The sequence below is a fragment of the Streptomyces sp. NPDC087310 genome (assembly GCF_044744405.1).
GTDB lineage: Bacteria > Actinomycetota > Actinomycetes > Streptomycetales > Streptomycetaceae > Streptomyces.
In genome coordinates this window covers 216051-241120 of sequence record NZ_JBIUYF010000004.1, presented here as the reverse complement: position 1 = coordinate 241120, position 25070 = coordinate 216051, and the positions used below count along the sequence as shown (strand labels likewise).

The window sequence follows — 25070 nt, the reverse complement described above, 5'->3', positions numbered from 1 at the left end:
TCACCCCTGAGCGTCGGCCGGGCCCTGCCCCGCCTCCACGCGCTGCCACGCCGCCGCGAACAGCTCGGGCAGCGTGCCCGTGGGCAGCGCGACGTCCAGCACCTTCTCCCCGTCGTGGGACAGCCGGACCTCGTGCAGATCCGTCTTCCACCGCTCCATCGGCGGCTGGGGCCGCGCCGCGTGGATCCACTCCCCCGGCAGGAAGACCCCGCGCCCGGCTCGGGGCCGCTTGTCCGCCACCACCAATTCCTGTTCCAGCAGCGCGGATACGGCAGCGCGGTGCCGGGCCGGCGACCAGGCGTTCCAGCGGCGCACGTTGCGGTCGGTCGGCTCGGTGAGCGTCAGCAACTGGAGGTAGAGGGCCGCCGGGTCCTCGTCCACCCCGAGCCGGTCCGCCACCCGCCGTACCAACTCCGGTGCGCAGGCCCGCGGATCGGACTCGTACCGGCCCGGCGCCAGGGCGTCGCCCGCGATCCGCTCCATCACCCGGTCGCACACCTCGCCCCGTACCCAGTCGCCCCGCCAGTACAGCGTGCCGTCCCGCCCGAGCACCGTGGACAGCAGCTCGGAGCGGTGGTCGTGGCCCGCCATGAGCAGGCGCAGGATCCGTACGACCTCGGGCGCACCGGCCCGGACCGGGTCTCCGGCGGGCAGATCCGCGTAGACCCAGGGCAGGGCGAAGAAGACGGAGTCGAGCAGTCTGCTCGCGTCCCACTCCGAGTGCAGATCCCAGGCCGTGAGGACGGTGTCCGCGTGCTCGGGGCGCGGCGGCCGGTTGAGGAGATCGGCTCCGGCGGGCAGCGGGGCCGTCTCCGGTGCCAGGAAGAGTCCGCAGAGGTCGGTCGCGGACAGCCACAGGTCCCGGTTGCCGAACGGCGGCGTGGCCAGATCCACCGCCGCCTCCCACGTCCGTACGGGCGCCACGGCGCGTACACCCTGCTGCTCGCGCCAGGCGTGCGCCGTGCGCGCGGCCAGCCGGCGCGGACCGCCCGGCTCCCACAGGTCGGCGGGGTCGTCGGGGAGTACGTCGGCGAGCAGGGCGAGCCGGTCCGCGTCCCTGAGCCGTATCAGCTCGTGGCGGGCGTCGTCGGCCTGCCCGGTCTTGAGGCCCAGCACCCGGCGCTCGTCGTTGTCGAGGAACGGCGTGTAGTAGCCGCTCGCCCCCGGATTCCCCGCCAGTACGAGCGCCGCCGCGCCCCGGCCCATGCCCGTCGCCTCGCTCAGCTCCACGACCGCCTCGGCGTCCCAGGCCATCGGCCCGCGCTCACGGACGAGCGCCACCAGCCGGCGGAGCTGCTCGGGCGTGCCCCAGCCACGCGGGGTGTCGGCCGCCTCCAGCACCTCGCCGAGCTCCTCGGCGAGCGACGGCGTGGCCGCGTCGCCGGTCCGGATCTCCAGGAACCGGCGCCCGCCGCCCAACGCGTGGGGCCAGTACCCGGCCACCACCGCTCCGTGCTCGCCGCGCAGGCCCAAGGGGCCTTCCTGGCCCAGCAGTCCCGTACGGAAACGGACCGAGGGGCCGGGAGCCTGAGGGGAGCCGGGGGCGGAGGCGGAAGCGGCGAAGGGGCTCTCCGCCCAGACCTCCAGGAGGTTCAGCAGGGCCGCGCGCCGGGGCGGGCGGGTCGACGGGGCCGCCGCGCGCAGGGCGATCGCGCCGATGCGCCCGACGAACCGCACCCAGGAACTGTCCCCGACCGGCCGCGGCCCGACCTCACCGGCGGGCGGCGCCCAGGTCCCGGCGAGGAACCGGCCGGCGCGCTCGATGCCCACGAAGGAGTCCCCGTGCCACATGCCCGTACCGCCGATGAGGCCCTGAAGCCCCGCCGTGACGGCGAACCTGTCCCACTCCCCGGCGATCCAGGGGGCGGCGCCGGGCGCGGTGCGGTCGTCGGTGTGGAGTTCGGCGCGGGGTTCGGTGCGGGGTTCGGTGCGGTCGGTGATCTCGGTCATGGCACGATCCTCGCGCACGCCACTGACAGTCCCGGCCCGGCGCCCCAAGTACGGGGTGCGCCGGGCCGGTTGTGCGACGGTTGTGCGCCAGGCGTACGTCAGGCGCGCCGCCCGCGCCGTACGGCTACGGAACACCCCCCTGCCCTCACACCACCGAGGCCACACACCGCGCGCAGCGAAAAGGGCCCGTACGACCGAAGTCGTACGGGCCCTTCACAGGTTGCTCCGAGGAGCTACCAGGTCAGATCAGCAATTACTTGTTGATCTTGGTGACCTGGCCGGCGCCGACGGTCCGGCCACCCTCACGGATGGCGAACTTGAGGCCCTCCTCCATGGCGACGGGCTGGATCAGCTCGACCGTCATGACGGTGTTGTCGCCCGGCATGACCATCTCGGTGCCCTCGGGGAGGGTCACGACGCCGGTCACGTCCGTGGTACGGAAGTAGAACTGCGGGCGGTAGTTGTTGAAGAAGGGGGTGTGACGGCCACCCTCGTCCTTCGACAGGATGTAGGCCTGGGCCTCGAAGCTGGTGTGCGGCGTGACCGAACCCGGCTTGATGATGACCTGGCCGCGCTCGACGTCCTCGCGCTTGATGCCACGGAGGAGCAGACCGACGTTCTCGCCCGCCTGGCCCTCGTCGAGCAGCTTGCGGAACATCTCGATGCCGGTGACCGTGGTGGTGGTCTTCTCGGTCTTGATACCGACGATGTCGACGGTCTCGTTGACCTTGAGGACACCACGCTCGATACGACCGGTGACGACGGTGCCACGACCGGTGATCGTGAAGACGTCCTCGATCGGCATCAGGAACGGCTTGTCGACGTCGCGCTCGGGCTGCGGGATCGACTCGTCGACGGCCTTCATCAGGTCGAGGACGGTCTTGCCCCACTCGGCGTCGCCCTCAAGGGCCTTGAGCGCCGAGACCTTGACGACCGGAAGGTCGTCGCCCGGGAACTCGTACTCGGAGAGCAGCTCACGGACCTCGAGCTCGACGAGCTCAAGGATCTCCTCGTCGTCCACCATGTCGGCCTTGTTCAGCGCGACAACGATGTACGGCACGCCGACCTGGCGGGCCAGGAGCACGTGCTCCTTGGTCTGCGGCATCGGGCCGTCGGTGGCCGCGACCACGAGGATGGCGCCGTCCATCTGCGCCGCACCCGTGATCATGTTCTTGATGTAGTCCGCGTGACCAGGGCAGTCGACGTGCGCGTAGTGACGCGACTCCGTCTGGTACTCGACGTGCGCGATCGAGATCGTGATACCGCGCTGGCGCTCCTCAGGAGCCTTGTCGATCTGGTCGAAGGCCGAGGCCTCGTTCAGGTCCGGGTACGCGTCATGCAGCACCTTGGTAATGGCGGCCGTGAGGGTCGTCTTACCGTGGTCGATGTGACCGATGGTGCCGATGTTGACGTGCGGCTTAGTCCGCTCGAACTTCGCCTTCGCCACTGGGGTCCTCCTGGAGTGGTTCTGTACGCCTTACTCATCGGCGCCAGGTGATCTTTGCTGGGATACCGGGGCCCGGACCTCCCCGCCGCATGTGATTGCGGCGGGGAACCCCAGGGCTTGCCGGTGACAAGCCTAAAGCGTGGACTCGGTCGAGTTACTCGCCCTTGGCCTTCGCGATGATCTCCTCGGCGACGTTCCGGGGAACCTCGGCGTAGGAGTCGAACTGCATCGAGTAGCTTGCGCGACCCGAGGTCTTGCTGCGGAGGTCTCCGACGTAGCCGAACATCTCCGAAAGCGGCACCAGACCCTTGATGACCTTGGCGTTCGCCCGGTCCTCCATGGACTGGATCTGCCCACGGCGGGAGTTGATGTCGCCGATCACATCGCCCATGTAGTCCTCGGGCGTGGTGACCTCGACGGACATCATCGGCTCAAGGAGTACGGGAGACGCCTTGCGGGCGGCTTCCTTGAACGCCTGCGAACCGGCGATCTTGAAGGCCAGCTCGGAGGAGTCGACCTCGTGGTAGCCACCGTCGAGCAGCGTGAGGCGCACGCCGGTCATCTCGTAACCGGCCAGGATGCCGAACTGCATGGCCTCCTGCGCACCCGCGTCCACCGAAGGGATGTACTCCTTCGGGATACGCCCACCGGTGACCTTGTTCACGAACTCGTACGGGACGTCGCCGTCCGTAATGGGTTCGACCATGATCTGCACCTTGGCGAACTGCCCGGTGCCACCGGTCTGCTTCTTGTGCGTGTAGTCCACGCGCTCGACGGTCTTGCGGATCGTCTCACGGTAGGCGACCTGCGGCTTACCGACGTTCGCCTCGACGCGGAACTCGCGCCGCATGCGGTCGACCAGCACCTCAAGGTGGAGCTCGCCCATACCGCCGATGACGGTCTGGCCGGTCTCCTCGTTGCTGTGCACCTGGAAGGAGGGGTCCTCCTCCGCGAGCCGCTGGATGGCCACACCCAGCTTCTCCTGGTCACCCTTGGACTTGGGCTCGATCGCGACCTCGATCACCGGCGCCGGGAAGTCCATGGACTCCAGGATCACCGGGTTCTTGTCGTCGCACAGCGTCTCACCGGTGGTGGTCTGCTTCAGGCCCATGACGGCGACGATGTCGCCGGCGCCCACCGACTCGATCTCCTCACGCTTGTTCGCGTGCATACGGTAGATCTTGCCGATGCGCTCCTTGCGGCCCTTCACCGAGTTCAGCACCGCGGTGCCGGACTCCAGCTTGCCGGAGTACACCCGGACGAAGGTGAGCTTGCCGAGGTGCGGGTCGCTCATGATCTTGAACGCCAGCGCCGACAGCGGCTCGTCCACGGAGGGCTTGCGCGCGACGACCTTCTCCGGGTCCTTCACGTCGTGGCCCTCGATGGCCTCGACGTCCAGGGGGGTCGGGAGGTAGCGCACGACCGCGTCGAGCAGGGGCTGAACGCCCTTGTTCTTGAACGCGGTGCCGCAGAAGACCGGGGTGATGGTGGTGCCGTCGGACTTGCCGGAGGCGATGGTGATACGACGGATCGCCGCGTAGAGCTGCTCCACGGTGGGCTCGACGCCCTCCAGGTACAGCTCCATCAGCTCGTCGTCGTTCTCCGAGACGACCTCAAGCAGCTTGCCGCGCCACTCCTCGGCCGCCTCGGTGTGCGTCGCGGGGATGTCGACGATGTCGTACATCTCGCCCTTGGCGGCCTCGGCGGACCAGACAAAGGCTTTCATCGTCACGAGGTCGACGACGCCCTTGAAGTCCATCTCGGCACCGATCGGAAGCTGCATCACGATCGGAACCGCGCCGAGGCGGTCCTCGATCATGTCGACGCAGCGGTGGAACTCCGCGCCGGTCCGGTCGAGCTTGTTGACGAAGCAGATGCGGGGCACGCCGTAACGGTCGGCCTGGCGCCATACGGTCTCGGACTGCGGCTCCACACCGGCGACACCGTCGAACACGGTGACGGCACCGTCGAGGACGCGGAGCGAACGCTCCACCTCGACCGTGAAGTCCACGTGACCCGGGGTGTCGATGATGTTGATGGTGTGGTCGACGTCGTCGAGCGGCCAGTGACAGGTCGTCGCGGCGGACGTGATGGTGATGCCGCGCTCCTGCTCCTGCTCCATCCAGTCCATCGTGGCAGCGCCGTCGTGGACCTCACCGATCTTGTAGCTCACACCGGTGTAGAACAGGATGCGCTCGGTGGTCGTCGTCTTGCCCGCGTCGATGTGGGCCATGATCCCGATGTTGCGGACCTTGGCCAGGTCAAGCGAAGTGGTGGCCATAAGGCTCAATCTTCTCTCGGTCTCGATGGGGGGAGCGACTACCAGCGGTAGTGCGCGAAGGCCTTGTTGGACTCGGCCATCTTGTGCGTGTCCTCACGCTTCTTGACCGAGGCGCCGAGACCGTTGGAGGCGTCGAGCAGCTCGTTCATGAGGCGTTCGGTCATCGTCTTCTCGCGACGGGCGCGGGAGTAACCCACGACCCAGCGCAGGGCGAGGGTGGCGGCGCGACCGGGCTTGACCTCGATCGGCACCTGGTAGGTGGCGCCACCGACACGGCGGGACTTGACCTCAAGCGTGGGCTTGACGTTCTCAAGCGCGCGCTTCAGCGTGATGACCGGGTCGTTGCCGGTCTTCTCGCGGAGGCCCTCCATGGCGCCGTACACGATCCGCTCGGCGGTGGAACGCTTGCCGTTGAGCAGAAGCTTGTTGATCAGTGACGTGACAAGAGGAGAACCGTAGACCGGGTCGATGATGACCGGGCGCTTCGGGGCGGGGCCCTTACGAGGCATTCTTACTTCTCCTTCTTGGCGCCGTAGCGGCTGCGGGCCTGCTTGCGGTTCTTGACACCCTGGGTGTCCAGGGAACCGCGGATGATCTTGTAACGAACACCCGGCAGGTCCTTCACACGGCCACCGCGCACGAGCACGATCGAGTGCTCCTGCAGGTTGTGTCCCTCACCCGGAATGTAGGCCGTGACCTCGATGCCGGAGGTCAGACGCACACGCGCGACCTTCCGGAGGGCCGAGTTCGGCTTCTTCGGGGTGGTCGTGAAGACACGCGTGCAGACGCCGCGACGCTGAGGGGATCCCTCAAGAGCGGGCGTCTTGTTCTTCTCGACCTTGTCCTGCCGGCCCTTCCGGACCAGCTGCTGGATCGTAGGCACTACTTCTCCGGTTTCTGTGTGCCGTTAGTGGAACTAACCTGGAACACCACCGACCCACGCGGTCGGGTGTGTCGAATACTGCAAAGCCCTCGCCGAAAGCGAGGAAGGCGCAGATTGCGGTGGCCCGTACTCGAACTCCTCGTGCGGCTGAGGACACGCACAGGAGCCCAGGCACACCCCAGGCACAAGGTCTGAGCGTACCTACCTCATCGACTCCGGTCAAAACAAATGCCCACGCACGGGATGCGCCCGGGATGCACCCGGGATACGTACGGGGTACGTACGGCACGCGCGGAGGACGGCCCTCACGACCCGGCCCGTTTCAGCCGTCCGGACGGGCCGGGGACGGCCCCTCGGGATCACGCTCCCGGGGCTGCTCCCGGGGCTGCTCACGGGAGCGCGGCTGCTCACCGGCCGGACCGCGCCGTACCCGCTTCCCCAGGCTACGGGGAGAACCGAGCCGGGGGATGGTGGGCACCCGCGAGCTGGGGTTCTTGGGTACGAGACCGGCGGTGGCGGAGCGGGAGACATCGGCGCCGGGCGACGGCTCGGGGGCGGACGACGGCTCGACGGCGGACGCACCGGCCCCGGCGGACGGCTCCGGCGGGACGTCGCCCCGGGGCGGGGGCTTGGACGAGGACTTGGGCGAGGGCTTGGCCGGGGTCTTGGGCGGGGTCTTGGGCGGGGGCGGCTCCGCGTTTCCCCGGTGGACCAAGCGCAGCCGCGGCGGGCTCGGCCGCGTACCGGCCCGCTCCCGCTCCGCCTCGTACGCGGCCACGGCGTCGCGCCAGCCGTCCGCGTACGCCTTGATCTCCCGCTCCCCCAGTTCGTCCCGCGTCACCAGCAGGAGATCTTCCGGCCGATGGCGCTCCAGACGGTCGTGGAGCCGGGCCAGCAGGCCCGGGAGATCGAGCGACGGGTCCGCCGGCTCCGGGGAATCCGGCGGCGGCAGCGGCTCATGCGGTGGGGACTCCTGCGGTGACGGGGACGCCTGCGGTGGCCGGGAAGCGTCGGACGGCACCGGCGGCATGGAGGGTGTCGGCGGCATGGAAGGCGTCGGCATGGAAGGCGTCGGCAGATTCGGCGGAATTGACGGGCTCGGCGGCTTCACGCGGTCGGCGTTGCCGCGCACCCGCCTGCCGGCACGCCGCTGCCGGGTTCTTTCCTCCCCCTCGGCCACGCCGTCCCTCTTTCGCGTCGCGCGTCAGCGGCCTCCGTCGGTCGCGTCGGTCGCGTCGGCCACATCGGCCGCGACCATCCGCGCACCCTGGGGGATCGACCTCCGCGTCCGTGCAGCGCAGCCCAAATCACCCTACTACCCGACCGCGGCCGGGAGGGAGAGCGGATCGGGACGCTCCGGGCCCCGGCGCGGCGCCCGCCCGGCACGGCCCGCGGTCACTCCGAGGCGAGCGGAGTGCGGTCCGTGCCACGGGCAGCCGGGGGCGGCAGGAACTGCCCGGCGATCCTGATGAACATCTCGCGCTGCTCCTCCGGTACGCCGAGCCCGATCGCGGCCTCCTCGATGGTGAGCCGGCGCACCTCGTACGGGCCGGATCCCGCCCCGTCCGCGAGCTGCTGCGGATCCGGCAGGGGCAGATCGCTCTCGGTCAGCCGACCGGAACGGATCAGCATGTCCCGTACGGGAACACCGAGCACGCGGGCGAGCCGCCGGGTCGTCTCCAGGTCCGGCATGCTCTGGCGGTGCAGAAGTCTGGTGACGGCCGCCCGGTGCACTCCGGCCTCGTCGGCCAGCCGGGACTTGCCTCCGCCTCGCGGACTGTCGATGTCGAAGCCGCGCCGGCGGATCAGCTCTTCGACCCAGGCGGCGAACTGATCAAGGTCACTGGTGGTCATGGGTGGGGCGCCTCCCTCCGAAGCCGAACCAGCGTATCGCGCTTGCGCGCACGGAATTATGCGCGAGTAAGACACCAAGTGTGCGGATTCGGAAAAGACCCCTCCCCTCCCATCCCAGCCACCCCCCAGCCACCTCCCGACCCACTCCCGACCGACTCCGGGCCCATTCCCGGCCCACCCCCGAACCACTCCCGACCCCCTCCGGGATCGGCGGGAGGAACTCACACTTAAAGATGATTGCGCGCGAGCGCGCAACGTGTCAGGGTCGGTATCGCGACACGGAGTGACCAGGAGGTCACCGCCCTGCCGCGGGACTCGGATCCGCCTGTACCGGATCCGTACCCGGCCGCCCGGATCCATCCGGGCGGCCGTGTCCACCCGGCTCCGTTCCGCCCGGGCCTGCCGCCCGGTCCCGTCCTGCCCTGGGAGAGCGCCCATGTCCGTCACCAGCCGCACCACCAGCCACCACGACATCCCCCGCCCCGGTCCCGGCCACCACACCGGGACCGAGACCCACGCCGACACGCCCCCGGGAAGGGCCGCGGCGGACGCCGCCGCCCTCTGGCTGGATTTACTGAACCGTCAGTTCCCGGAGCTGCTGACCGAACTGGTCCCCGGCCCCGGCACCACCACGGCCGGTGACCGCCCGCACCGCACCCCGGACCGGCTCGCCGCGGACTCCGCACGCGTCCGCGCCGAGCGAAGAGACGCCCTGCTCGTCGAGCAGCGCCACGGTCTCGCCGTCCCCGGCCACTCCACCGCCCCGCTGCGGCTGCACATCTCGGACGCGATCCGCGACATCACCGACGGGGTCGTCGAGTTGGAGGAGGCCGTCCACGACAAGCTGGCCCTCGGCCGCCCGCGCCGCGCGACGGTGCCCGAGCGGCTGGAGCGGCTGGCCCGGCTGCTGGACCGTATCGCCGCCCATCGGGTACTCGCGGCACACGTACGGGACGAGACCCGCCGCATGGCCCGGCGCTGCGGACGCGCGCTCGGCGATACGGAACCGATGGCGCGGGTCGGGGGCCGCTGCCCCTGGTGCGACTCGGTGTCCCTGCGCGCCTTCCCGTCCCGGGGAGCGGTGCTGTGCGTCAACCCGGCCTGCCGGTGCGACGCCGGGGAGTGCGACTGCCGTACGGATCCGGCCTACCGGCACCTCTGGGAGCGGGACGCCTGGGCGCGGCTCGCGGCCTCGACGGGCGGCGACGCGCGGGAGATGGCCGAGGCGGTGTCGGAGAACCCGGCGGACGGGACCGCGCGGTGACCACTTCCAACGCCTCCACCACCCCCGCCACCTCCACCGCCCCCACGACCCCCCTGATCACGGGCGCGCTGGCGGCCGGCGAGGTCGAGGTGGCCCCGGCGACCATCCGCAAGTGGGTCCAGCTCGGCCATCTCACCCCGGCCGGGAGCCGGGGCCGCGCCCTGCTCTACCGGCTGGAGGACGTGTTCGCCGCGGAACGCGCGGCGCACGGACGAAGCCCCTCACCGACCGGCTGACCCCGGATCCCCATACGCCACAAACCCCGCACCCGCCCCCGCCCCGCCCCTCCCCCGAGCCGGCCGCCCTCATCGCCTCACCTCGCCACCGTGCGAGGGAGGGAGGGCGGCCGGCTCTTTCGTCGCGTGGCCGGGTCAGAACACCCGGGGCCCGTACGGCTCTTCAGGGCCCTCCGCAGGGGCGAGTTCCGCAGGTTCCGCGGGTCCCGCAGGTGCCCCGGGTGCCCCGGGTCCCGCGGTTTCCGTACGGGCCGCGGGCACCCCCGTACCACCGACGAGAGCGACGGCCTCCTGCCAGCCGCCGGTGAATCCGCGTACCTCCGCCTCGACGGCGATCCGGGCGCCGACCTTCACGGCCACCGCCGTGAGCGTCCGGGCCATCTCGCCGGTGTAGGTACCGGATTCACCCGCCTCGGCCGCCACCTCCACGACCACGGCGACGATCTCGCTCAGCCGCCCCTGCGCATCGCTCTCGTGCTCCCCGCTCATGTCACCGCCACCTTCTCGAATGCGTGTTCGATACGCAGCGTATCGCCCGCAAGCCCTGAGTGACCACCGGGAACCCGATCGATTCCGGACCGTCACTAATTGCGCGCTCACACGCACTAGTTGCGCTCTCGCTCGACATCGATCACAATGGGTGCAGCGGCGGAGCTGTGCCCACCTCCCTCCGGGGTGCAGCTCCGCCGCTGGCGTTCCCGGGGCCTGTGGCTCCGACCGCGGACCCGACCCCAACGAACAGGAGTGATATGCCGTCATGAGCACTCCCCCGAGTACGTTTCCCGACGTGGAGGCCATCGTCGTGGAGCTTCTCTCCGACCGGCCCGAACTGGCCGACGCCACGGTGGACGAGACTCCGCCGCCCGGCTTCGACGGCACCCAGAAGGCCGTGATCGTCTCGCGCCGGGGCGGCGCCTGGATCGACGATCTCCACCTGGACCTGCCGCTGATCGAGCTGGAGTGCTACGGGCCGGACAAGCCCACGGCACATCTGCTGGCCAACGCGGCCCGGGCCGAACTCCTCAAGGCGCGCGGCACCCGGTACGGCCCCACGATGATCACCGATGTCGTGGAGGCGGACGGACCGCGCTGGCTGCCCGAATACCTCTATCCCGCGGCGAACCGCTACCTCTGCGTCATGCGGTTCTCGATGCGTACGGACTGATCCCGGCCCTTCCGGGGCACTTCCGGGGCACTTCCGGGACCCTTCCGGCCGCGTACACCCCACCGCGCACACCCCACAGACAAGGCCCTGCCACCCGGCGGGGCCTTTGCCGTACCCACGGCAGCACCACCCAACCCAGCACACCCATCACCTCACATCACACGAACACCTCATCCAAGGAGCCCTCATGGCATCTGCGAACGACTCCTCCCAGATCCGTATCGCCGGCACCGGCCGCCTCTTCGTCGCCGCGGCGGGCGCGAGCGCGCCGGCCAACTTCGCGACCGACTGGGACCCCCAGGTGTGGAAGGACCTGGGCTACACCTCCACCGACGGCGTCACCTTCGCCAAGAAGGACAAGCTGGACCCGGTCGAGACCTGGCAGTCCGTCAGCCCGGCCCGCTTCATCTACGCGGACCGCGACCTGACGCTGAAGTTCTCGATGCTCCAGTTCAACGAGGCGACGCTGCCGTTCTTCATGGGCGGCGACGCCGTCGAGCCGGTGGCCAGCGCGGAGGGCGTCTTCTCGTACGCCATCCCGGACGGCCCGCAGTTCGACGAGCGGGCCCTCGGCCTGGAGTTCACCGACGGTACGGACGTGACGTACCGCTTCGTCATCCCGCGCGGCCAGGTCACCGCGTCGGACGACATCAAGCTGGCCCGCAAGGCCGCCGCGCTGCTCGGCGTCACCTTCACCGCGCTCGCCGCGAAGGAGGGCGAGCCGCTGGCCACCTTCCTGATGAAGGACCCGGCGTACGCGTCGCCGGTGGCTTAAGAGCTCAGGGGCGGGGCCTGACCGGCCCCGCCCCGTCCCCCTCCCCACGCCCCTCACCTCATCGGCAGGAGAAACACATGACGACTTCCTTCAACGTCAACGCGGCGCGGGCCCAGCGCCTCGAAGCGCTCGGCCGCACCTGGTCCTTCGAGCTGGACGGCGACACCTTCGAACTCCCCACCGAACTGAGCCGCGCCACCGCCAAGGCCCTGCGCGGCCTGGACGACAACGACGTGGACGGCCTGCTGGGACTCCTGCTGGGCGAACAGCAGTTCACCCGCTTCGCCCGGCACGACATCACCGTCCAGGACATCGCCGCGATCCTGGAGGCGTACGGCAAGGAGACCGGGCTCGGCCTGGGGGAAGGCTGAGCCTCGTCGCGTTCGTAGAAGAACACGCCGAGGCCCTGGAAGCCGACCTCCTCCGGCACTACGGCGTGGACCTGCTCGACTGGCACCGCGGCCGGCTCACCAGCCGCCGGCTCGCGGTGCTGGTCAAGCACATGCCACGCGACAGCGCCCTCACCCACGAACTCCACGGCGAGGAAGCCGAATGGTCGGTCACCGACCACCTCCTCGCCGCCGCGGTCGACCACCTGGCCGCCGCCAACTGGATGTTCGCCACGGTCAACACCGACGAATCCGCCGACGCACCGGACCCCCCACACCCGGTCCCCCGCCCCGGCGACCCCACCCCGGCCGACGCCACAACGAACCCACCCCCGCCGGAACCAGAACCTCCGACCCACGCCGACCTGACCCGCTTCTTCCACTGACCCGGGCTCGCGCTTCACCCCACGCGCGCGATAAACAGGAGCGCGCCGGCCATTCCGCCCGCGAGCCCTACCGCTGAATCGACCAGGAAAAGCAGCCAGTGCGCCTTCTCTTGCCGGGTCTCCGGCACAAGCCGTCGCTCGTTCACACGGTCCGGCGAGATGCCTCGCTCCCGGAGCAGCCTTTTACGCTTACTGGTCGAATCAGGAAGCTCTTCGAGCACCCAGAAAAGATCCCGGAAGTAGCCCCGGGGATCTTCTCGGATCGCCTTCACCACGTCACGCAGAAGGAAGAGGGAAACTCCGGCGAGCAGCAGCGCCCACACTCCGTGCATGACGGCTGTCCCCGTGTCGCGCACGCTCAGCGCGTTCGTGGCGAAAGCGACGGCCGAAGCCGTGGGGCCCACCATAAAGGGAACGATCATGACGCCCCCCAGGGGGCCGGTCCAGCCCTTACGTTTCGACACCCGGTCGACGGCGAGTATCCCCAGCACGACGCCCGAAGCTCCCGCACCGATCGCCCCACGGCCCTCACACGAGTTGCCGAACCGGGGACCGCAGCCCTCCCGGAACAGGTTGAACACCTCCACCAGGCAGGTGATACCCCAGGAGAGCAGAAAGAGCGAACCCACGGTCAGCAGGTGCTGCACAAACAAAAAGCCGCCGGAGACCGCCCGCCCGACGGGCGGTCCACCCGCCCCCGCCGCGTCGGCGCCCCGTCGCAGAGAAATCCCAGAGCCGAGGCGCTTTCCTTTTGAAAACATTTCACACCCTCCGACATGACCACGGACACAGCTTTTCAGAAGGCGAAACGGAACACAGCCGCCGCGATCAGCATGACAGCGAGCAGGCACTGAAAAAAGACCCCTGTATACCGAGAGTCCCGGGATTCCAGGTAATGCACACTCTCTGCTCGTTGCGGATCCTCGGGGTCAAACAGGATCTGCATGTACTGCCCGACTCGCGGCGGCGGCTGCGGCGCCCGCACCAGAATGCTGATTTCCGTACCCGGCCAGGGAACAAACAGGCAGTTGATACGCCTCACCGTGAGACCCCCCAGGTACAGGCGTTCCTCGCAGAGCGCAGTCGCCTCCACGCCTCTCTCTCGAAGAGACCTCCTCTTGAGCTGCAAGGGAATTTCAGCGAGCGCTGCGACCCCCACAGGAATCGCGAACACGAGCATCGGTATCCAGAATTCCGAAATATCTGGGCTTGATCGCATCAAATCCCCCCACCGAGATTAACCAGCACAGCACAGCACAGCACAAATCAAGCGAGTTCCGGCCGTTCAGAACGTGAACAAGAGCCCTGTCGCAGGCGCCAGAAAGAGTGCGACACCTATAGAGAGTATGAGCGTGTCGTAGCCGACCCGATTAGCCGCTTCGAACGAAAGCATCGCGCGCCGGGAGTTCTGAGGGTCATACAGGATTTCCACAACGTCCCCCACCTCGACCGGCGCAACCGTATATTTCGAGGACTTGACGGAAGCCCTCATCCCATCCCCCGCCGAGTACTCACAGATAACCCCGACATATCCTCCGGCCGGCCAGTAGTGATTCACGCACTCACCCTCGACACGCCTCCCAGAGCGTTCCAGTCCTCGCCCTTTACGTAAAGCGTAAAGGTTGACGAAGACCACCACGAGAGGCGGCAAGGCGAACATGACAAGCATAAACCTGATGACATTCACAGGTGCTCCTGCAGTCGATGGCATGGAGATGGGCCGCCGCCCTCATTTTCGCGGCGCCCGGTGGGGCTCTGCCGGGTAAGACCCCCCCGAGCCCCACCGCCCTGGCCGGCTTCTTCAGCCGAAGCGTATGACCCCGTACAGCGACAGCAGGACTCCGACGATCGCGAAGAAAGCGGTGACCGGGAGAGTGGGAAGGCGAGGCGCCTTGTCCACGAGATGCATCCGATGCGGATGCTTCGGGTCGTACACGACCTCGACCTGGTGCCCGACCCGAATCCCCAGGGACTTCCCCCGTACCGATCCTTCGGCGACCTTCCCGTTCCGGACTACCGGACCCATGTCATAGATCGTTTCGCCGAACTCCCCCGACCGGGACCCTTTACATGTGACGAAGGCCCGCTCACGACGCTTGAGCCCCCGCAGGTCGGAAACAAGGAGGGCCATTCCGAAACAGAAAAATCCTAAACCGCTGAAAAGAACCCAGTAGAGCACTGATTTTCCTTACTTTTCGCGAAATCTCATGATCCCGGGAGTGAATACCGATGAGCACAGGAAAGGGGGATCCCCATGGGAAGTGAAATGCAACCGGAAGTCGCGGGGAAGCTCCACTCACTGCAGGAGACCAAGGCCGACACCAGTTTCGTCGTGGAGGAGCTCAAGAAGAGGGCGGAAATCACCTACGTCGACAAGCTCCGGAAGGACGTCGACAAGAAGTGGGCCGAAAAAGAGAAGGAGGACAGCGAATGGAAATTCGAGTGGAACAAGGTTCTCGAAATCGCCATCATCGCCCAAGCTCTCACCGTATTTAAACTGGAAATTCCACCTCTCATAAACACCGAAGCTCTGGGCGACACCTTGCTGGGGAGATTCGGAATCACCCGGAACAAGTGGGGTGTGTTGTGGAGAGGGAAGAGCGACACGGACATCCTGTTCAAGTCCGTCGAACGTCTTCAGGCCATGACCACCGGAGCACACGAGAAGATCCACCATTCGAATCGCCGGATCAACACCCTCGAAACCAAAATGGGCCGCGCCGGAAGCGCGTCCCGAACCACCCGCAGCGAGATCCAGCGGGCGGCCCGGCCGGGTGCCTCGGGCAGTGAACTCGACCAGCTCGCGCGGCTCGAACGGCATGTCGCGGCGCTGGCGCAGGCCCTGGGCTGAGCCTCACCACCCCTCGGGCACCTCCACTCCCCCCAACCCGCCACCTAAAGATTGGACGCAACGTGTCTCTTGTACAAGCCCTGGGGCGCGCTTCGGGTTCTCTCCGGGGACTCACATCAGGGATCAACTCAGCGACCCGCGCCGCCGACGGGCTCCGGCAGAAGGCCACGTCCGGGGAAGCCGGGCTCAAGAAGCTTCAGGGGGGTGCCCAGTCCTCCGCGCGGGAGCTGAGCACCCTGAAGACCAGGGCCGACAGTGCCGCCAAGTCGCTCACCAAGGCCGGGCAGGCCGGGCAGAAGGGCGGGACGCAGGTCGGGAAGTTCAAGTCCGGGGCCGACAAGGCGTCCAAGGGTATGGACGGGCTGAACAAGTCGATGAAGGGCAACCTCATCGGCGTGCTGCTCGGGCTGCTCGCGCCGTTGATCGAGAAGGTCGTAGAGACGGCCGCCCGCTCGAAGACCATGCAGAAGGTCATGAAGACGGCCTTCGACGCGATCAAGAAGGTCATCAGCGCGGTCATGAAGGCGATCGGCCCGATCATGAAGAAGGCCGGCTCGCTGATCAAGTCGGTCTGGAACGGGATCAAGTCGGCGGTCTCCACCGTCGTCAAGGCCGTCGGCACGGTCATCAGGACGTACTTCAACGCCTGGAAGAAGGTCATCACCACGGCGATGAACGCCGTCAAGAGCGTGATCTCCAGCGTCTGGAACGGCGTCAAGAAGATCATCTCCCCGGTCGTCTCCTGGATCAGGAACGTCGTCCCGCAGGCGTTCAGCGCCGTCAAGAGCAAGCTCTCCAGCATCTGGGGCGGCCTCAAGGGGATCGCCTCCCGGGCCTTCAACTCCGTGAAGAGCGCGGTGAAGTCGCCGCTCAACGGGGTGATCGACCTCATCAACACGGCCATCAGGAAGCTCAACGGCATCAAGGTCTCGATCCCCGGCTGGGTCCCCGGTGTCGGCGGCAAGACCTTCGGGGTGAACCTGCCGACCATTCCGCGGCTGGCCGAGGGCGGCATCGTCACCCCCCGGCGCGGCGGTGTGGCAGCCCTGGTCGCGGAGGCCGGGGAGGCCGAGGCCGTACTGCCGCTGTCCAAGCTCGACCGGCTGCTGCGCCACACCGCCCGTCAGGGCCGGGCTCAGGCGTTCGGGGCCGGGGCCGTGGGCGGCGGGCTGCTCATCGAGAACTACCACGAGGCGGCCGGCAGCGATCTCCGGGAGACCGCGATGGCGCTGATGTTCCTGTCCAAGGCGCGCGGATGAGCGCCGCGGCGGCGAGCCCCGGCGCGGCGGCCGGCCGGGATCCGCTCGCCGGTGTCGGCCCCGCCCTCGCCGCCTTCCGTACCCAGCTCGGCCAGGGCGGGCGCGCACTCCAGTCGCTGCGGCAGAACGTTCAGCGGTCCGCCACCGCGGCCGGCCGGATCAGGTCCGGTGCCGAGAGCGCCACGAGCGGGCTCCGGCAGGTCAAGGGGCGTGCCGAGACCGCCGGGCAGGCGCTCACCAAGGTCGGCAGATCGGCCGGGAGCGCCGGCACCCAGGTGCGTACGGGCGGCTCCAGGGCCAAGGGCGTCGCGGGGGCGCTGTCGCCCCTGGCCACCGGCAGCGGGCTGTTCGGCGGGCTGGCGGGAAAGCTCGGCTCCGGCGCGGGCACCGTCTCCAAGATCATGGGGCCGTTCGCGACGGGGCTCACCGTCGCCGCCGGGGCCATGACCGCCGTCAATGTCGCCCTGCGCGCCAATCCGCTGGGCTTCGTCATCGGCCTGATCACCCCGATCGCCGCGTATCTGATCGATCTGGCCGTCAACTCCCAGACCGGTCAGCGGATCATGAAGCAGGTCTTCGACCAGGCGCTGAAGGTGATCCAGGGGATCTGGGCCTTTCTGGGCCCGGTCGTGAGGCTGTACGCGAAGACCGTCTCCGCCGCCTTCAGCACCGTACGCAACGTCATCGGCGGGGTGCTGAAGGTGCTCGGCCCCGCGCTGTCCCAGGGCTTCGGCCGGGCCCGCAGCGCCGTCTCCACCGCGACCCGCGCCCTCACCGGGCTGTTCCGTTCGGCGTGGAACGGTCTGAAATCCGGCGTCCGGCCGGTGCTGAACTGGATCACCAGGGACATCCCGCGCGGCTTTCAGCGGGTGAAGGACGCCCTGTCCCGGGCCTTGAACGGCATGGGCGACTTCGTCACCAGCGCCATGCAGGCACTGCTCTCCGTCATCAAGGGCCCTCTCAACGGCCTGATCTCGTTCGCCAACTGGGTCATCGACGGCCTCAACAAGCTCAGCTTCTCCGTTCTCGGCAAGAAGTTCGGGGTGAACCTCCCGAAGATCCCGCAGCTCGCCGAAGGCGGCGTCGTCCTGCCCTCGGGCGGCGGCCCGCACTCCGGCGCCGTACTCCCGCTGTCCGCGCTCGACCGGCTGCGGCCCGCCGAGCCGGGACACGGCCCGTCCACCGGCCGCTCGGCGCACCGCACCGTCCTGCCCTGCTACCACGAGCCCGAGGGGCGCAGCGCGCTGGTCATCGCCGGGGACCTGCTGTTCCTGAACCGGACCGCCGCATGAGTACCCACACCGGCGCCCGCTACGGCTCCCTTACGAAATGAGGTGACGGCCCATGGCCGAGACCACAACCGCATACCAGGAAGATCCTTCCCCCGGCTCACTGATCACCCGCGACGGGCAGATCCAGTGGGCCGGACTGCTTCTCGGTCCCGGTACCCCGTTCGAGATCGATCGCGCCGGCCTCAGCGGCTGGGACGATCTGCCCGGCATCGACGTCGGTGATGTGCCCCGCCCCGACCAGCACGGTTCCTGGCCCGGCTCGCGCTGGGCGCAGCCCCGGCTGGTCGACGCGACCGTCTGGCTGCTGCCCGCGTCCCGGGCGAACGCGCGTGCCACCCTCGGCGAGTTCCGGTCCGGCACCGGGCTGGACGGCGCCGAACGGTGGCTCGCGGTCCGGCTGCACGGGGAGACCCTGGCGGTACGGGCCCGGATCAGCCGGCGTGTCGTACCGCAGGACCGTTCCTTCCTGGTGAACGGCACGTCGAAGACCAGCCTTCAGTGGACCGCCACCGATCCGCGCCGCTTCGGCACGGACGAACAGGGGGCACGGACCGGTCTGCCCTCCGCCGAGCCGGGCGTCGACTGGCCGGACGGCGGGCTGGACTGGCCGCTGGACTGGGGTACGGCCGGTTCGAACGGCTCCCTCACCGCCGTCAACTCCGGGGATACGGCGGCCCATCCGCTGATCGAGTTCCGCGGGCCCGTGCAGCGTCCCTCGCTGACCAGGCTGTCCGACGGGCGCCGGCTCCAGTACGACATCACGCTCGCCGCCGACGACGTCCTGACCGTGGACACCTGGACCGGGACGGTGGTCCTCAACGGCACCGCCTCGCGTCTCTACACGGCCACCGCGGCCTCGGCCCCCGAGCAGTTGTTCCTCCTGGAGCCCGGCGAGACCTCGCTGGCCTTCCGCTCCGAGGACGCCGCGCCGGACCCGGCGGCGCAGACGACGGTGCGGTGGCGCCACTCCCACTGGTGACGCACGCCCCCGTACGCCCCGCCCTACCGGTGACGCACGCCCCCGTACGCCCCGTACACCCCGCCACACCCCACCCATCCGCAGAGGAGACCTCATGCCCATCCGTTCCGCATGGCTGCTCAACCGCTCCGCCGACGGCACCGCCACCGGCCAGTCCCGTACCGACACCCGGCTCGCGCCGCTCGGCGCCATGACCCCGTCCGGCCAGCTCACCACCCGCGGCGGCGTGCTGCCCGGCTCGCCGGACGGCAGGTACGTCCTGTCCGGGCTGTACGTGTACGGGGAGTCGGCCGGGATGACCGCGACCGTCGCCTCGGGCCGTGCCGTCGTGCACAGCAGCGAGGCAGCCGGTTCCTACCCCGTCGCGGTCACCGAGTACACCCCGCTCCTCCTCGCCGACGGCGACCCGGCCAACCCGCGGCTCGACCTCGTGGTGCTGCGGGTGTACGACGAGACGCAGGACGCCGGGGGACGTACGGAGGCCGCCCTGGAGGTCGTCCAGGGCACCCCGTCGCCCACCCCCGCCGCCCCGGCGATCCCGGCCGCCTCCCTGGCGCTGGCCACCGTCCGGGTGCCGGCGGGCGCCTCGGCGGGCAGCGGCGGGATCGACTGGTCCTCGGCCGTCTCCGATCTGCGCCGTACCACGGTCGCGGTCGGCGGCATCCTGCCGGAGGAGTGGGCCCGCGCCATCCCGGGCGCCTACCCGGGCCAGTACCGGGACATCGGTGAGGGCGGTCTCCAGCGCTGGGACGGTACGGCCTGGCAGCCGTACCCGCCGCTGCCGCGCTGGCGGGACTGGACGCCGGTCTGGACGACGTCCAGCGGCCTGGCGACACCGTCGTACGGCAACGCGGCGCTGCGGTGCCGTTACGTCCAGACGGGGACCGTGGTGCACGGGTCGTTCGACATCGTCTTCGGTACGACCACCCGGTTCGGCACCGGCGCCGCCTCCACCGACAACTGGCGCTTCAGCCTGCCGGTGACGGCCGCCGCGGGCTCGCAGGCCGCGGGCTTCGCCGGTCTCGTGGGCACCACCAACAAGGACCGGTACATGGCCCGGGTCCGGCTCACCACCACCAGGACGCTGGAGCTGGAGATGGCCTCCGGTTCGGCCGGGACCCTGGCGGGCCCGTTCGGCGGCATCGTGGACGCCCTCACCCCGTGGCCCTGGACCGACACCATGCGGATCTCCGGCACCTTCACCTACGAGGCGGCGGAGGCGGCCCTGTGACGCCGACGCCGATGCCCTCGGGGGCGCTCAGGACCCCCGGCACCGCCGTCTACCGCGCCCTGTTCTGCGATCTGCGCACCGACCAGGTGCTCGACGTACTCCCGCTCACCGACGCGAAGTTCGACGACTTCATCGGGAAGGCCGGTTCCCTCACCGCGACGATCCCGCTGGCCGACGCGGCCCTCGCCGAACGGACACGGGACGCGCTGGTGCCCGGCCGTACGGCGGTCTGGCTGGAGCGGAACGGGGACATCTGGTGGGGCGGCGTGCTGTGGACCAGTACCCCGCAGATGGACGAACAGGGCCGGCTGACCGTCCAGTTCCAGGCCGGCACCTTCGACTCGTACCTCGATCACCGGATCCTCTCCGCCGACCTGGTCGGCGCGGGCACCGAGCAGTTCGACATCGTCCGGCTGCTGATCGACCACGTACAGGAGCAGCCCGGCGGGGACATCGGGATCCGGTACGGGACCGAGACGTCCGGGATACGGAGGGACTTCGCGTACGCCTACAGCGGGCTGGCCCGGGTCAAGGAACTGCTCGACAAGCTCTGCCAGTTCGACGACGGGTTCGAGTGGCGGATCCACTGCTACCGCGACACGGAGGGAAAGCGCGTCAAACAGCTTCAACTCGGCCATCCGGTGATCACCACCGGTCGTACGGAGATCGTCCTCGATCATCCGGGTCCGGTGCACACCTACAGCCTGCCGTCGGACTCGACCGTGCAGGCCAACGTGTGGGTGGCGCGCGGCGAGTCGAGCAACAGCGACCAGTCGCAGGAGTCCGAGCCGCTGACCGTGAGCGTGGTCAGCGACGAGGACATCGCGGGCGGCTGGCCCCGGCTGGAGCAGACCTCGGACCACACCTCGGTGAACGACGCGGCCGCTCTCGGCTCCCTCGCCCGCGCCGAGCTGTCCCGCCACCGCGTCCCGGAGACGATCCCGGAGCTGACGGTGTGGATGGACGGCCGGATCACGCCCGCGCTGATGGGCGCCCGGATCCGGCTGCGCGTCCACGACCTGTGGCACCCCGGCGGCTCGGACACCCGGTTCCGGGTCGTCGGGCTCGCCGTCAATCCGCCGCAGCGGGCCAAGCCCGAGACGGCCACGCTCTACCTGGAAGGGATGTGACACCGTGGCGATCATCCCCGTCGACCTGCTGGACCGGATCCGGACGCTGGAGCGGCAGGTACGCGACCTGATGGGCAGCGCCAACACCCGCCCGGCGATGAACCAGATCCTGGGCGGCGACGTCGTCATCGGCGACGGCGGCCGGCTGCGGGTGCGCACCGGCCAGGGCGACGACCTGCTCTACCTGGGCCGGGTCCAGCCCGACCGCGCCGAGGGGGCCCCGCAACAGGGCCTGATGGTACGGAGGGACGACGGCTCCCTCGCCCTGACCGTCTGGACCGGCACCCCGGACACGCTGCCCGTCCAGCCGGTCCAGATCCTCGACCGCAAGGGCAATGTGGTCGTCGCCGACGACGCCGTGGGACACGGGCTGGCCAGGCCCTATGTGCCCTACCCGCTGCCGCAGCCGGTCGCCGCCGACCGGTGGGAGTCCACCGGCGCGACCGACTGGGCGACGCTGTACCGGGGTACGGGCATCGCCCAGCACGCGCGCCTGTACTGCCGGATCGCCGCCGAGAGCGCCGGGAGGGCCGAGCTGCGGCTGACGGCCGACGGCGTCCAGGTGGGGCCGGCCGGTGACGCGCGCGGCCTGGAGTTCACGGCGGTCCTGGACGTGGCGTACGACGCGACCGTCACCTTCGAGGTGCAGGCGCGGGTCCTCGCGGCGGGCGACACCGTGCGCTGCCGGCCCCTCGCCCTGTACGGCGTGCAGTCCTGACGTACGGCCGCGCGTGACGGGCCGTACGAGCCCCGCGTCCCGACAGTTACGGCCCCACGTGACGGGCCGTATGACCCGGCGTCCCGCGCGGTACGGCCCCGCGTCCCGACCGTACGGCTCCCCCTGTGCGCGTCCCGACCGTACGGCTCCCCCGTGCGCGCCCCGACCATCCCCCTCCCAAGGAGGTACCCGAGTGCTGCCCGAATCCATTCCCACGGTGACCGTCACCGCGCGCTATCTGACGCCGGACGGCAACCCCATGACCGGCCAGGTCGAGTTCCGGCCGCCGGCCCTCCTCACCCACGCCGAGGCCGACCTCTTCCTCGGCGGGCCGACGCGGGCGACGCTGGACGGCGAGGGCGCGATCAGGGTGGTGCTGCCCGCCACCGACGGTCCCGGCTGGAACCCCGAAGGGTGGACGTACACCGTCACCGAGAAGCTGGGCGCCCTGGCCCGGCCGCGCACGTACCGGATCGTGCTCGCCACCGGCCAGGAGACCGTCGACCTCGCCGATCTCGCCCCGGTGGACCCGGCCACCCCCAACTACGTGGCGGTACCGGGGCCGGCCGGGCCCGCCGGGGCACCGGGGCCGGCCGGGCCCGCGGGCGAGCCCGGAGCCGTACATTCCGTCAACGGTCACGGCGAGCCCGACATCACCCTCACCGCCGCCGACGTGGCCGCGGTACCGGCCGCGGCGGCCGGCGCCCGGGGCGGCGTGGCCACCCTGGGCGCGGACGGGCTCGTTCCGCTCGGCCAGCTCCCCGCCGCCTCCGGCGGAGCGGTCGCCTCGGTCAACGGCAGGTCCGGCGCGGTCGTCCTCACCGCCGCCGACGTCGGCGCCCTGGACGCGCCCGCCGCCGACCTGCGCTATCTGCGGCTCGGCGGCGCGCCGGTCACCTCCGTCAACGAACGTACGGGGGCGGTCGCGCTCACCGCCGGTGACGTGGGCGCCGTCGCGGCCGGGTCCGCGGTGCTGCTGGACGGGAACCAGACGGTCCAGGGCACCAAGACCTTCGCCGCCCCGCCCGCCACCACCGCCAACCCGGCCACCGCCGACCAGTTGGTCCGGCGCGGCTACCTGGACACGGTCGCCGGGGCGGGCACCTGGTCACCGGCCGCGATGGGCTTCTCCGGCTGGGCGTTCGACCCGGCGGCGGCCTCCGGCAGCACCGTCCAGTACTGCATCAACGGCTGGGTGTACCTGATCGGCATCCCGCTGCACGCGGCCACCACCGTACGGAACGTGGTCTTCTACGTGCCCGGTTACGCGGGGACCGGCCTCAGCGCCAGCTCGTTCGCCGGGCTGTACACGGCGGCCGGGGCCCGCGTCGGCCTGACCGCTCCCCTGACCACCCCGATCAAGGCCACCGAGGGGCAGACCGTCGTCTGCCCGCTGACCAGCGCGTACAACGCCGCCGCCGGCAACTACTGGGTGGCCCTCCTGATCAACGGGCCCAACCCCAGCAACAGCGGTCCCGCCTTCATGCGGGGCTCCAGCATGGGTGAGACCCCCGGCGGGAGCGCCCGGATGCCGGGGTCGTTCATCCGCCACGGCCGGATGAACGTGACCGGCCAGACCTCGCTGCCGGCCTCCTTCACCCCCTCGACCGTGGTCGCCGACTCCAACGCCATCTGGGCCGCCCTGTCCTGACCGCCCGCCCGCCCCGTACCACCGCCCGCCCCACGTGTGCCCCGTACCGGAAGGGCCGGTACGGGGCACACGCGTCCGGCCGTCCACCACCCGAAAGGAAACCTCATGGCCACCCCGCTCTCCGCCGACCAGATGGTCACCGCCCTGCGCGCCGAGGGCGTCACCGTCGTCGAACACCCCGGCTGGCGCACCCACCACCGCAACCACAAGGGCGCCTGGGGCCCGCTGAACGGCGTGATGATCCACCACACCGTCACCAGTGGCACCACCAGCTCCGTCGCCCTCTGCTACCGCGGCTACGCCGCCCTGCCGGGACCGCTCTGCCACGGCGTCATCGCCAAGGACGGCACCGTCCACCTGATCGGTAACGGCCGCGCCAACCACGCGGGCGGCGGCGATCCGGCCGTACTCCGGCGGGTGGTCGAGGAGGACTACGGAGAACGCCCGCCCGCGCCCCGCCACCACGAGGGGAGCACCGGCGCCGCCGACGGCAACGCGCACTTCTACGGCTTCGAGTGCGTCAACCTCGGCGACGGGAAGGACCCCTGGCCCACGGCCCAGCTCACCGCGATCGAACGGGTCTCCGCCGCGATCTGCCGCGCCCACGGCTGGAGCGCGAAGAGCGTGATCGGGCATACGGAGTGGTCCGACCAGAAGGTCGACCCGCGCGGATTCACCATGGCCTCCCTGCGCACCCGGATCGCCACCCGGCTCGGCGCGGCGCCCGCACCCCCGGCCCCTGTACCCCCGACGCCGACATCACCGACGCCGCCGAAGACCACCACCCCGCGCCACCAGCCGTTCCCCGGCGCCGCGTTCTTCACCGAGCGCCGCAGCTCGCCCGTGATCACCGCCATGGGCCGGCGGCTCGTCGCCGAGGGCTGCTCCGCCTACACGGTCGGCCCGGGACCGCGGTGGACCGAGGCCGACCGGCGCTCGTACGCCGCCTGGCAGCGCAAGCTCGGCTTCCGCGGCGCCGACGCGGACGGCAGACCGGGACAGACCTCGTGGACCGCGCTGAAGGTCCCGTACACCGACTGAAGGAGGGTGCCCATGACCGACACCGAAGCGAACAGCCCGGTCACCGTCGCCGTCGAACTGGAGCGGCTGCGCGGCACGCTGGAGGCGGGGTTCGCCCGCACCGACGGCTCGCTGGCGCTCCTCGTGCAGCGCAGTGACCAGACCGACCGGCAGCTCGCCGACCACGAGGCGCGGCTGGACTCCCTGGAGCGCGCCCGCTGGCCGCTCGCGAACATCGCCGCGCTGACGGCCACCTGCGGACTCGCCGTCGCCGCCTGGGAGCTGGCCGTACGGTGACCGCGCGGCCCG

General features: G+C 70.1%; 28 protein-coding genes. 16 read left to right on the top strand and 12 right to left on the bottom strand.

What is annotated here, in order from left to right:
• From ACIO3P_RS16190 to ACIO3P_RS16160, 7 genes are all read right to left on the bottom strand, one after another.
• Positions 1–1950: a hypothetical protein gene (locus ACIO3P_RS16190; RefSeq protein WP_401854700.1), complete on the bottom strand. Its 1950-nt coding sequence runs from the start codon at positions 1948–1950 to the stop codon at positions 1–3.
• Between the two features lie 253 nt (positions 1951–2203).
• Complete coding sequence (gene tuf / locus ACIO3P_RS16185; RefSeq protein ID WP_129770864.1) at positions 2204–3397, bottom strand: elongation factor Tu; 1194 nt, start codon at positions 3395–3397, stop codon at positions 2204–2206.
• Positions 3398–3551: 154 nt separating this feature from the next.
• Complete coding sequence (gene fusA / locus ACIO3P_RS16180; RefSeq protein WP_329828577.1) at positions 3552–5678, bottom strand: elongation factor G; 2127 nt, start codon at positions 5676–5678, stop codon at positions 3552–3554.
• Between the two features lie 38 nt (positions 5679–5716).
• Entirely contained in the window at positions 5717–6187 is a 471-nt protein-coding gene (rpsG, locus tag ACIO3P_RS16175; RefSeq protein ID WP_030351427.1) for a 30S ribosomal protein S7, read from the bottom strand.
• Between the two features lie 2 nt (positions 6188–6189).
• Complete coding sequence (gene rpsL, locus ACIO3P_RS16170; RefSeq protein ID WP_003948652.1) at positions 6190–6561, bottom strand: 30S ribosomal protein S12; 372 nt, start codon at positions 6559–6561, stop codon at positions 6190–6192.
• 322 nt (positions 6562–6883) lie between these two features.
• The gene (locus tag ACIO3P_RS16165; RefSeq protein ID WP_401854702.1) at positions 6884–7609 is read right to left on the bottom strand and encodes a hypothetical protein; all 726 of its coding nucleotides are present in this window, start codon (positions 7607–7609) and stop codon (positions 6884–6886) included.
• Between the two features lie 347 nt (positions 7610–7956).
• A complete protein-coding gene (locus tag ACIO3P_RS16160; protein ID WP_329828575.1) occupies positions 7957–8415 on the bottom strand; it encodes a helix-turn-helix domain-containing protein in 459 nt (152 codons plus the stop codon).
• Positions 8416–8851: 436 nt separating this feature from the next.
• Between ACIO3P_RS16160 and ACIO3P_RS16155 the strand changes: the two genes are divergently transcribed.
• Complete coding sequence (locus tag ACIO3P_RS16155; protein WP_401854703.1) at positions 8852–9679, top strand: hypothetical protein; 828 nt, start codon at positions 8852–8854, stop codon at positions 9677–9679.
• Entirely contained in the window at positions 9676–9915 is a 240-nt protein-coding gene (locus ACIO3P_RS16150) for a hypothetical protein (RefSeq protein ID WP_329828573.1), read from the top strand. The genes ACIO3P_RS16155 and ACIO3P_RS16150 overlap by 4 nt, the downstream gene beginning before the upstream one ends.
• A 135-nt stretch (positions 9916–10050) precedes the next feature.
• On the opposite strand, the gene ACIO3P_RS16145 is transcribed toward ACIO3P_RS16150, so the two are convergent.
• Entirely contained in the window at positions 10051–10404 is a 354-nt protein-coding gene (locus tag ACIO3P_RS16145; protein WP_401854706.1) for a hypothetical protein, read from the bottom strand.
• 268 nt (positions 10405–10672) lie between these two features.
• Between ACIO3P_RS16145 and ACIO3P_RS16140 the strand changes: the two genes are divergently transcribed.
• The 4 genes from ACIO3P_RS16140 to ACIO3P_RS16125 all read left to right on the top strand — a co-directional run bounded on the left by ACIO3P_RS16140 (position 10673) and on the right by ACIO3P_RS16125 (position 12630).
• On the top strand, positions 10673–11080 hold the full coding sequence (locus ACIO3P_RS16140; protein WP_329828571.1) for a hypothetical protein: 408 nt from the start codon (positions 10673–10675) through the stop codon (positions 11078–11080).
• A gap of 187 nt (positions 11081–11267) precedes the next feature.
• The gene (locus ACIO3P_RS16135) at positions 11268–11855 is read left to right on the top strand and encodes a phage tail protein (RefSeq protein ID WP_329828570.1); all 588 of its coding nucleotides are present in this window, start codon (positions 11268–11270) and stop codon (positions 11853–11855) included.
• 77 nt (positions 11856–11932) lie between these two features.
• Positions 11933–12226, top strand: a complete 294-nt coding sequence (locus tag ACIO3P_RS16130) for a hypothetical protein (RefSeq protein WP_329828569.1) — start codon at positions 11933–11935, stop codon at positions 12224–12226.
• 65 nt (positions 12227–12291) lie between these two features.
• On the top strand, positions 12292–12630 hold the full coding sequence (locus ACIO3P_RS16125; RefSeq protein WP_401854708.1) for a hypothetical protein: 339 nt from the start codon (positions 12292–12294) through the stop codon (positions 12628–12630).
• 14 nt (positions 12631–12644) lie between these two features.
• On the opposite strand, the gene ACIO3P_RS16120 is transcribed toward ACIO3P_RS16125, so the two are convergent.
• The 4 genes from ACIO3P_RS16120 to ACIO3P_RS16105 form a co-directional block, all read right to left on the bottom strand.
• Positions 12645–13391: a hypothetical protein gene (locus ACIO3P_RS16120; RefSeq protein WP_401854710.1), complete on the bottom strand. Its 747-nt coding sequence runs from the start codon at positions 13389–13391 to the stop codon at positions 12645–12647.
• Positions 13392–13426: 35 nt separating this feature from the next.
• Positions 13427–13810, bottom strand: coding sequence for a hypothetical protein (locus ACIO3P_RS16115; protein WP_401978166.1), 384 nt, complete (start codon positions 13808–13810; stop codon positions 13427–13429).
• Between the two features lie 105 nt (positions 13811–13915).
• Positions 13916–14317: a DUF3592 domain-containing protein gene (locus tag ACIO3P_RS16110; RefSeq protein WP_401854715.1), complete on the bottom strand. Its 402-nt coding sequence runs from the start codon at positions 14315–14317 to the stop codon at positions 13916–13918.
• A gap of 114 nt (positions 14318–14431) precedes the next feature.
• The gene (locus ACIO3P_RS16105) at positions 14432–14656 is read right to left on the bottom strand and encodes a DUF3592 domain-containing protein (RefSeq protein WP_329828564.1); all 225 of its coding nucleotides are present in this window, start codon (positions 14654–14656) and stop codon (positions 14432–14434) included.
• Positions 14657–14884: 228 nt separating this feature from the next.
• Between ACIO3P_RS16105 and ACIO3P_RS16100 the strand changes: the two genes are divergently transcribed.
• From ACIO3P_RS16100 to ACIO3P_RS16055, 10 genes are all read left to right on the top strand, one after another.
• Positions 14885–15481, top strand: coding sequence for a hypothetical protein (locus ACIO3P_RS16100; RefSeq protein ID WP_329828563.1), 597 nt, complete (start codon positions 14885–14887; stop codon positions 15479–15481).
• A 62-nt stretch (positions 15482–15543) separates the two neighbouring features.
• A complete protein-coding gene (locus ACIO3P_RS16095; protein ID WP_401854718.1) occupies positions 15544–16740 on the top strand; it encodes a phage tail protein in 1197 nt (398 codons plus the stop codon).
• On the top strand, positions 16737–18032 hold the full coding sequence (locus tag ACIO3P_RS16090) for a tape-measure protein (RefSeq protein ID WP_401854721.1): 1296 nt from the start codon (positions 16737–16739) through the stop codon (positions 18030–18032). Before ACIO3P_RS16095 ends, ACIO3P_RS16090 begins: the two co-directional genes overlap by 4 nt.
• A gap of 52 nt (positions 18033–18084) precedes the next feature.
• Positions 18085–19011: a phage distal tail protein gene (locus ACIO3P_RS16085; protein ID WP_401792113.1), complete on the top strand. Its 927-nt coding sequence runs from the start codon at positions 18085–18087 to the stop codon at positions 19009–19011.
• Positions 19012–19105: 94 nt separating this feature from the next.
• On the top strand, positions 19106–20242 hold the full coding sequence (locus ACIO3P_RS16080; protein ID WP_329828556.1) for a hypothetical protein: 1137 nt from the start codon (positions 19106–19108) through the stop codon (positions 20240–20242).
• A gap of 11 nt (positions 20243–20253) precedes the next feature.
• Positions 20254–21372 (top strand): hypothetical protein, encoded by a 1119-nt coding sequence (locus ACIO3P_RS16075; protein WP_329829644.1) that lies wholly within the window; start codon positions 20254–20256, stop codon positions 21370–21372.
• 4 nt (positions 21373–21376) lie between these two features.
• A complete protein-coding gene (locus ACIO3P_RS16070; protein ID WP_329828555.1) occupies positions 21377–22090 on the top strand; it encodes a hypothetical protein in 714 nt (237 codons plus the stop codon).
• Positions 22091–22283: 193 nt separating this feature from the next.
• Positions 22284–23741: a phage tail protein gene (locus tag ACIO3P_RS16065; protein ID WP_329828554.1), complete on the top strand. Its 1458-nt coding sequence runs from the start codon at positions 22284–22286 to the stop codon at positions 23739–23741.
• Between the two features lie 105 nt (positions 23742–23846).
• Entirely contained in the window at positions 23847–24782 is a 936-nt protein-coding gene (locus ACIO3P_RS16060; RefSeq protein WP_401854724.1) for a peptidoglycan-binding protein, read from the top strand.
• Between the two features lie 12 nt (positions 24783–24794).
• Positions 24795–25058 carry a hypothetical protein gene (locus ACIO3P_RS16055; protein WP_329828552.1) on the top strand — a complete coding sequence of 88 codons (264 nt, stop codon included), beginning with the start codon at positions 24795–24797 and terminating at the stop codon, positions 25056–25058.
• The last annotated feature ends 12 nt before the right edge of the window (positions 25059–25070 follow it).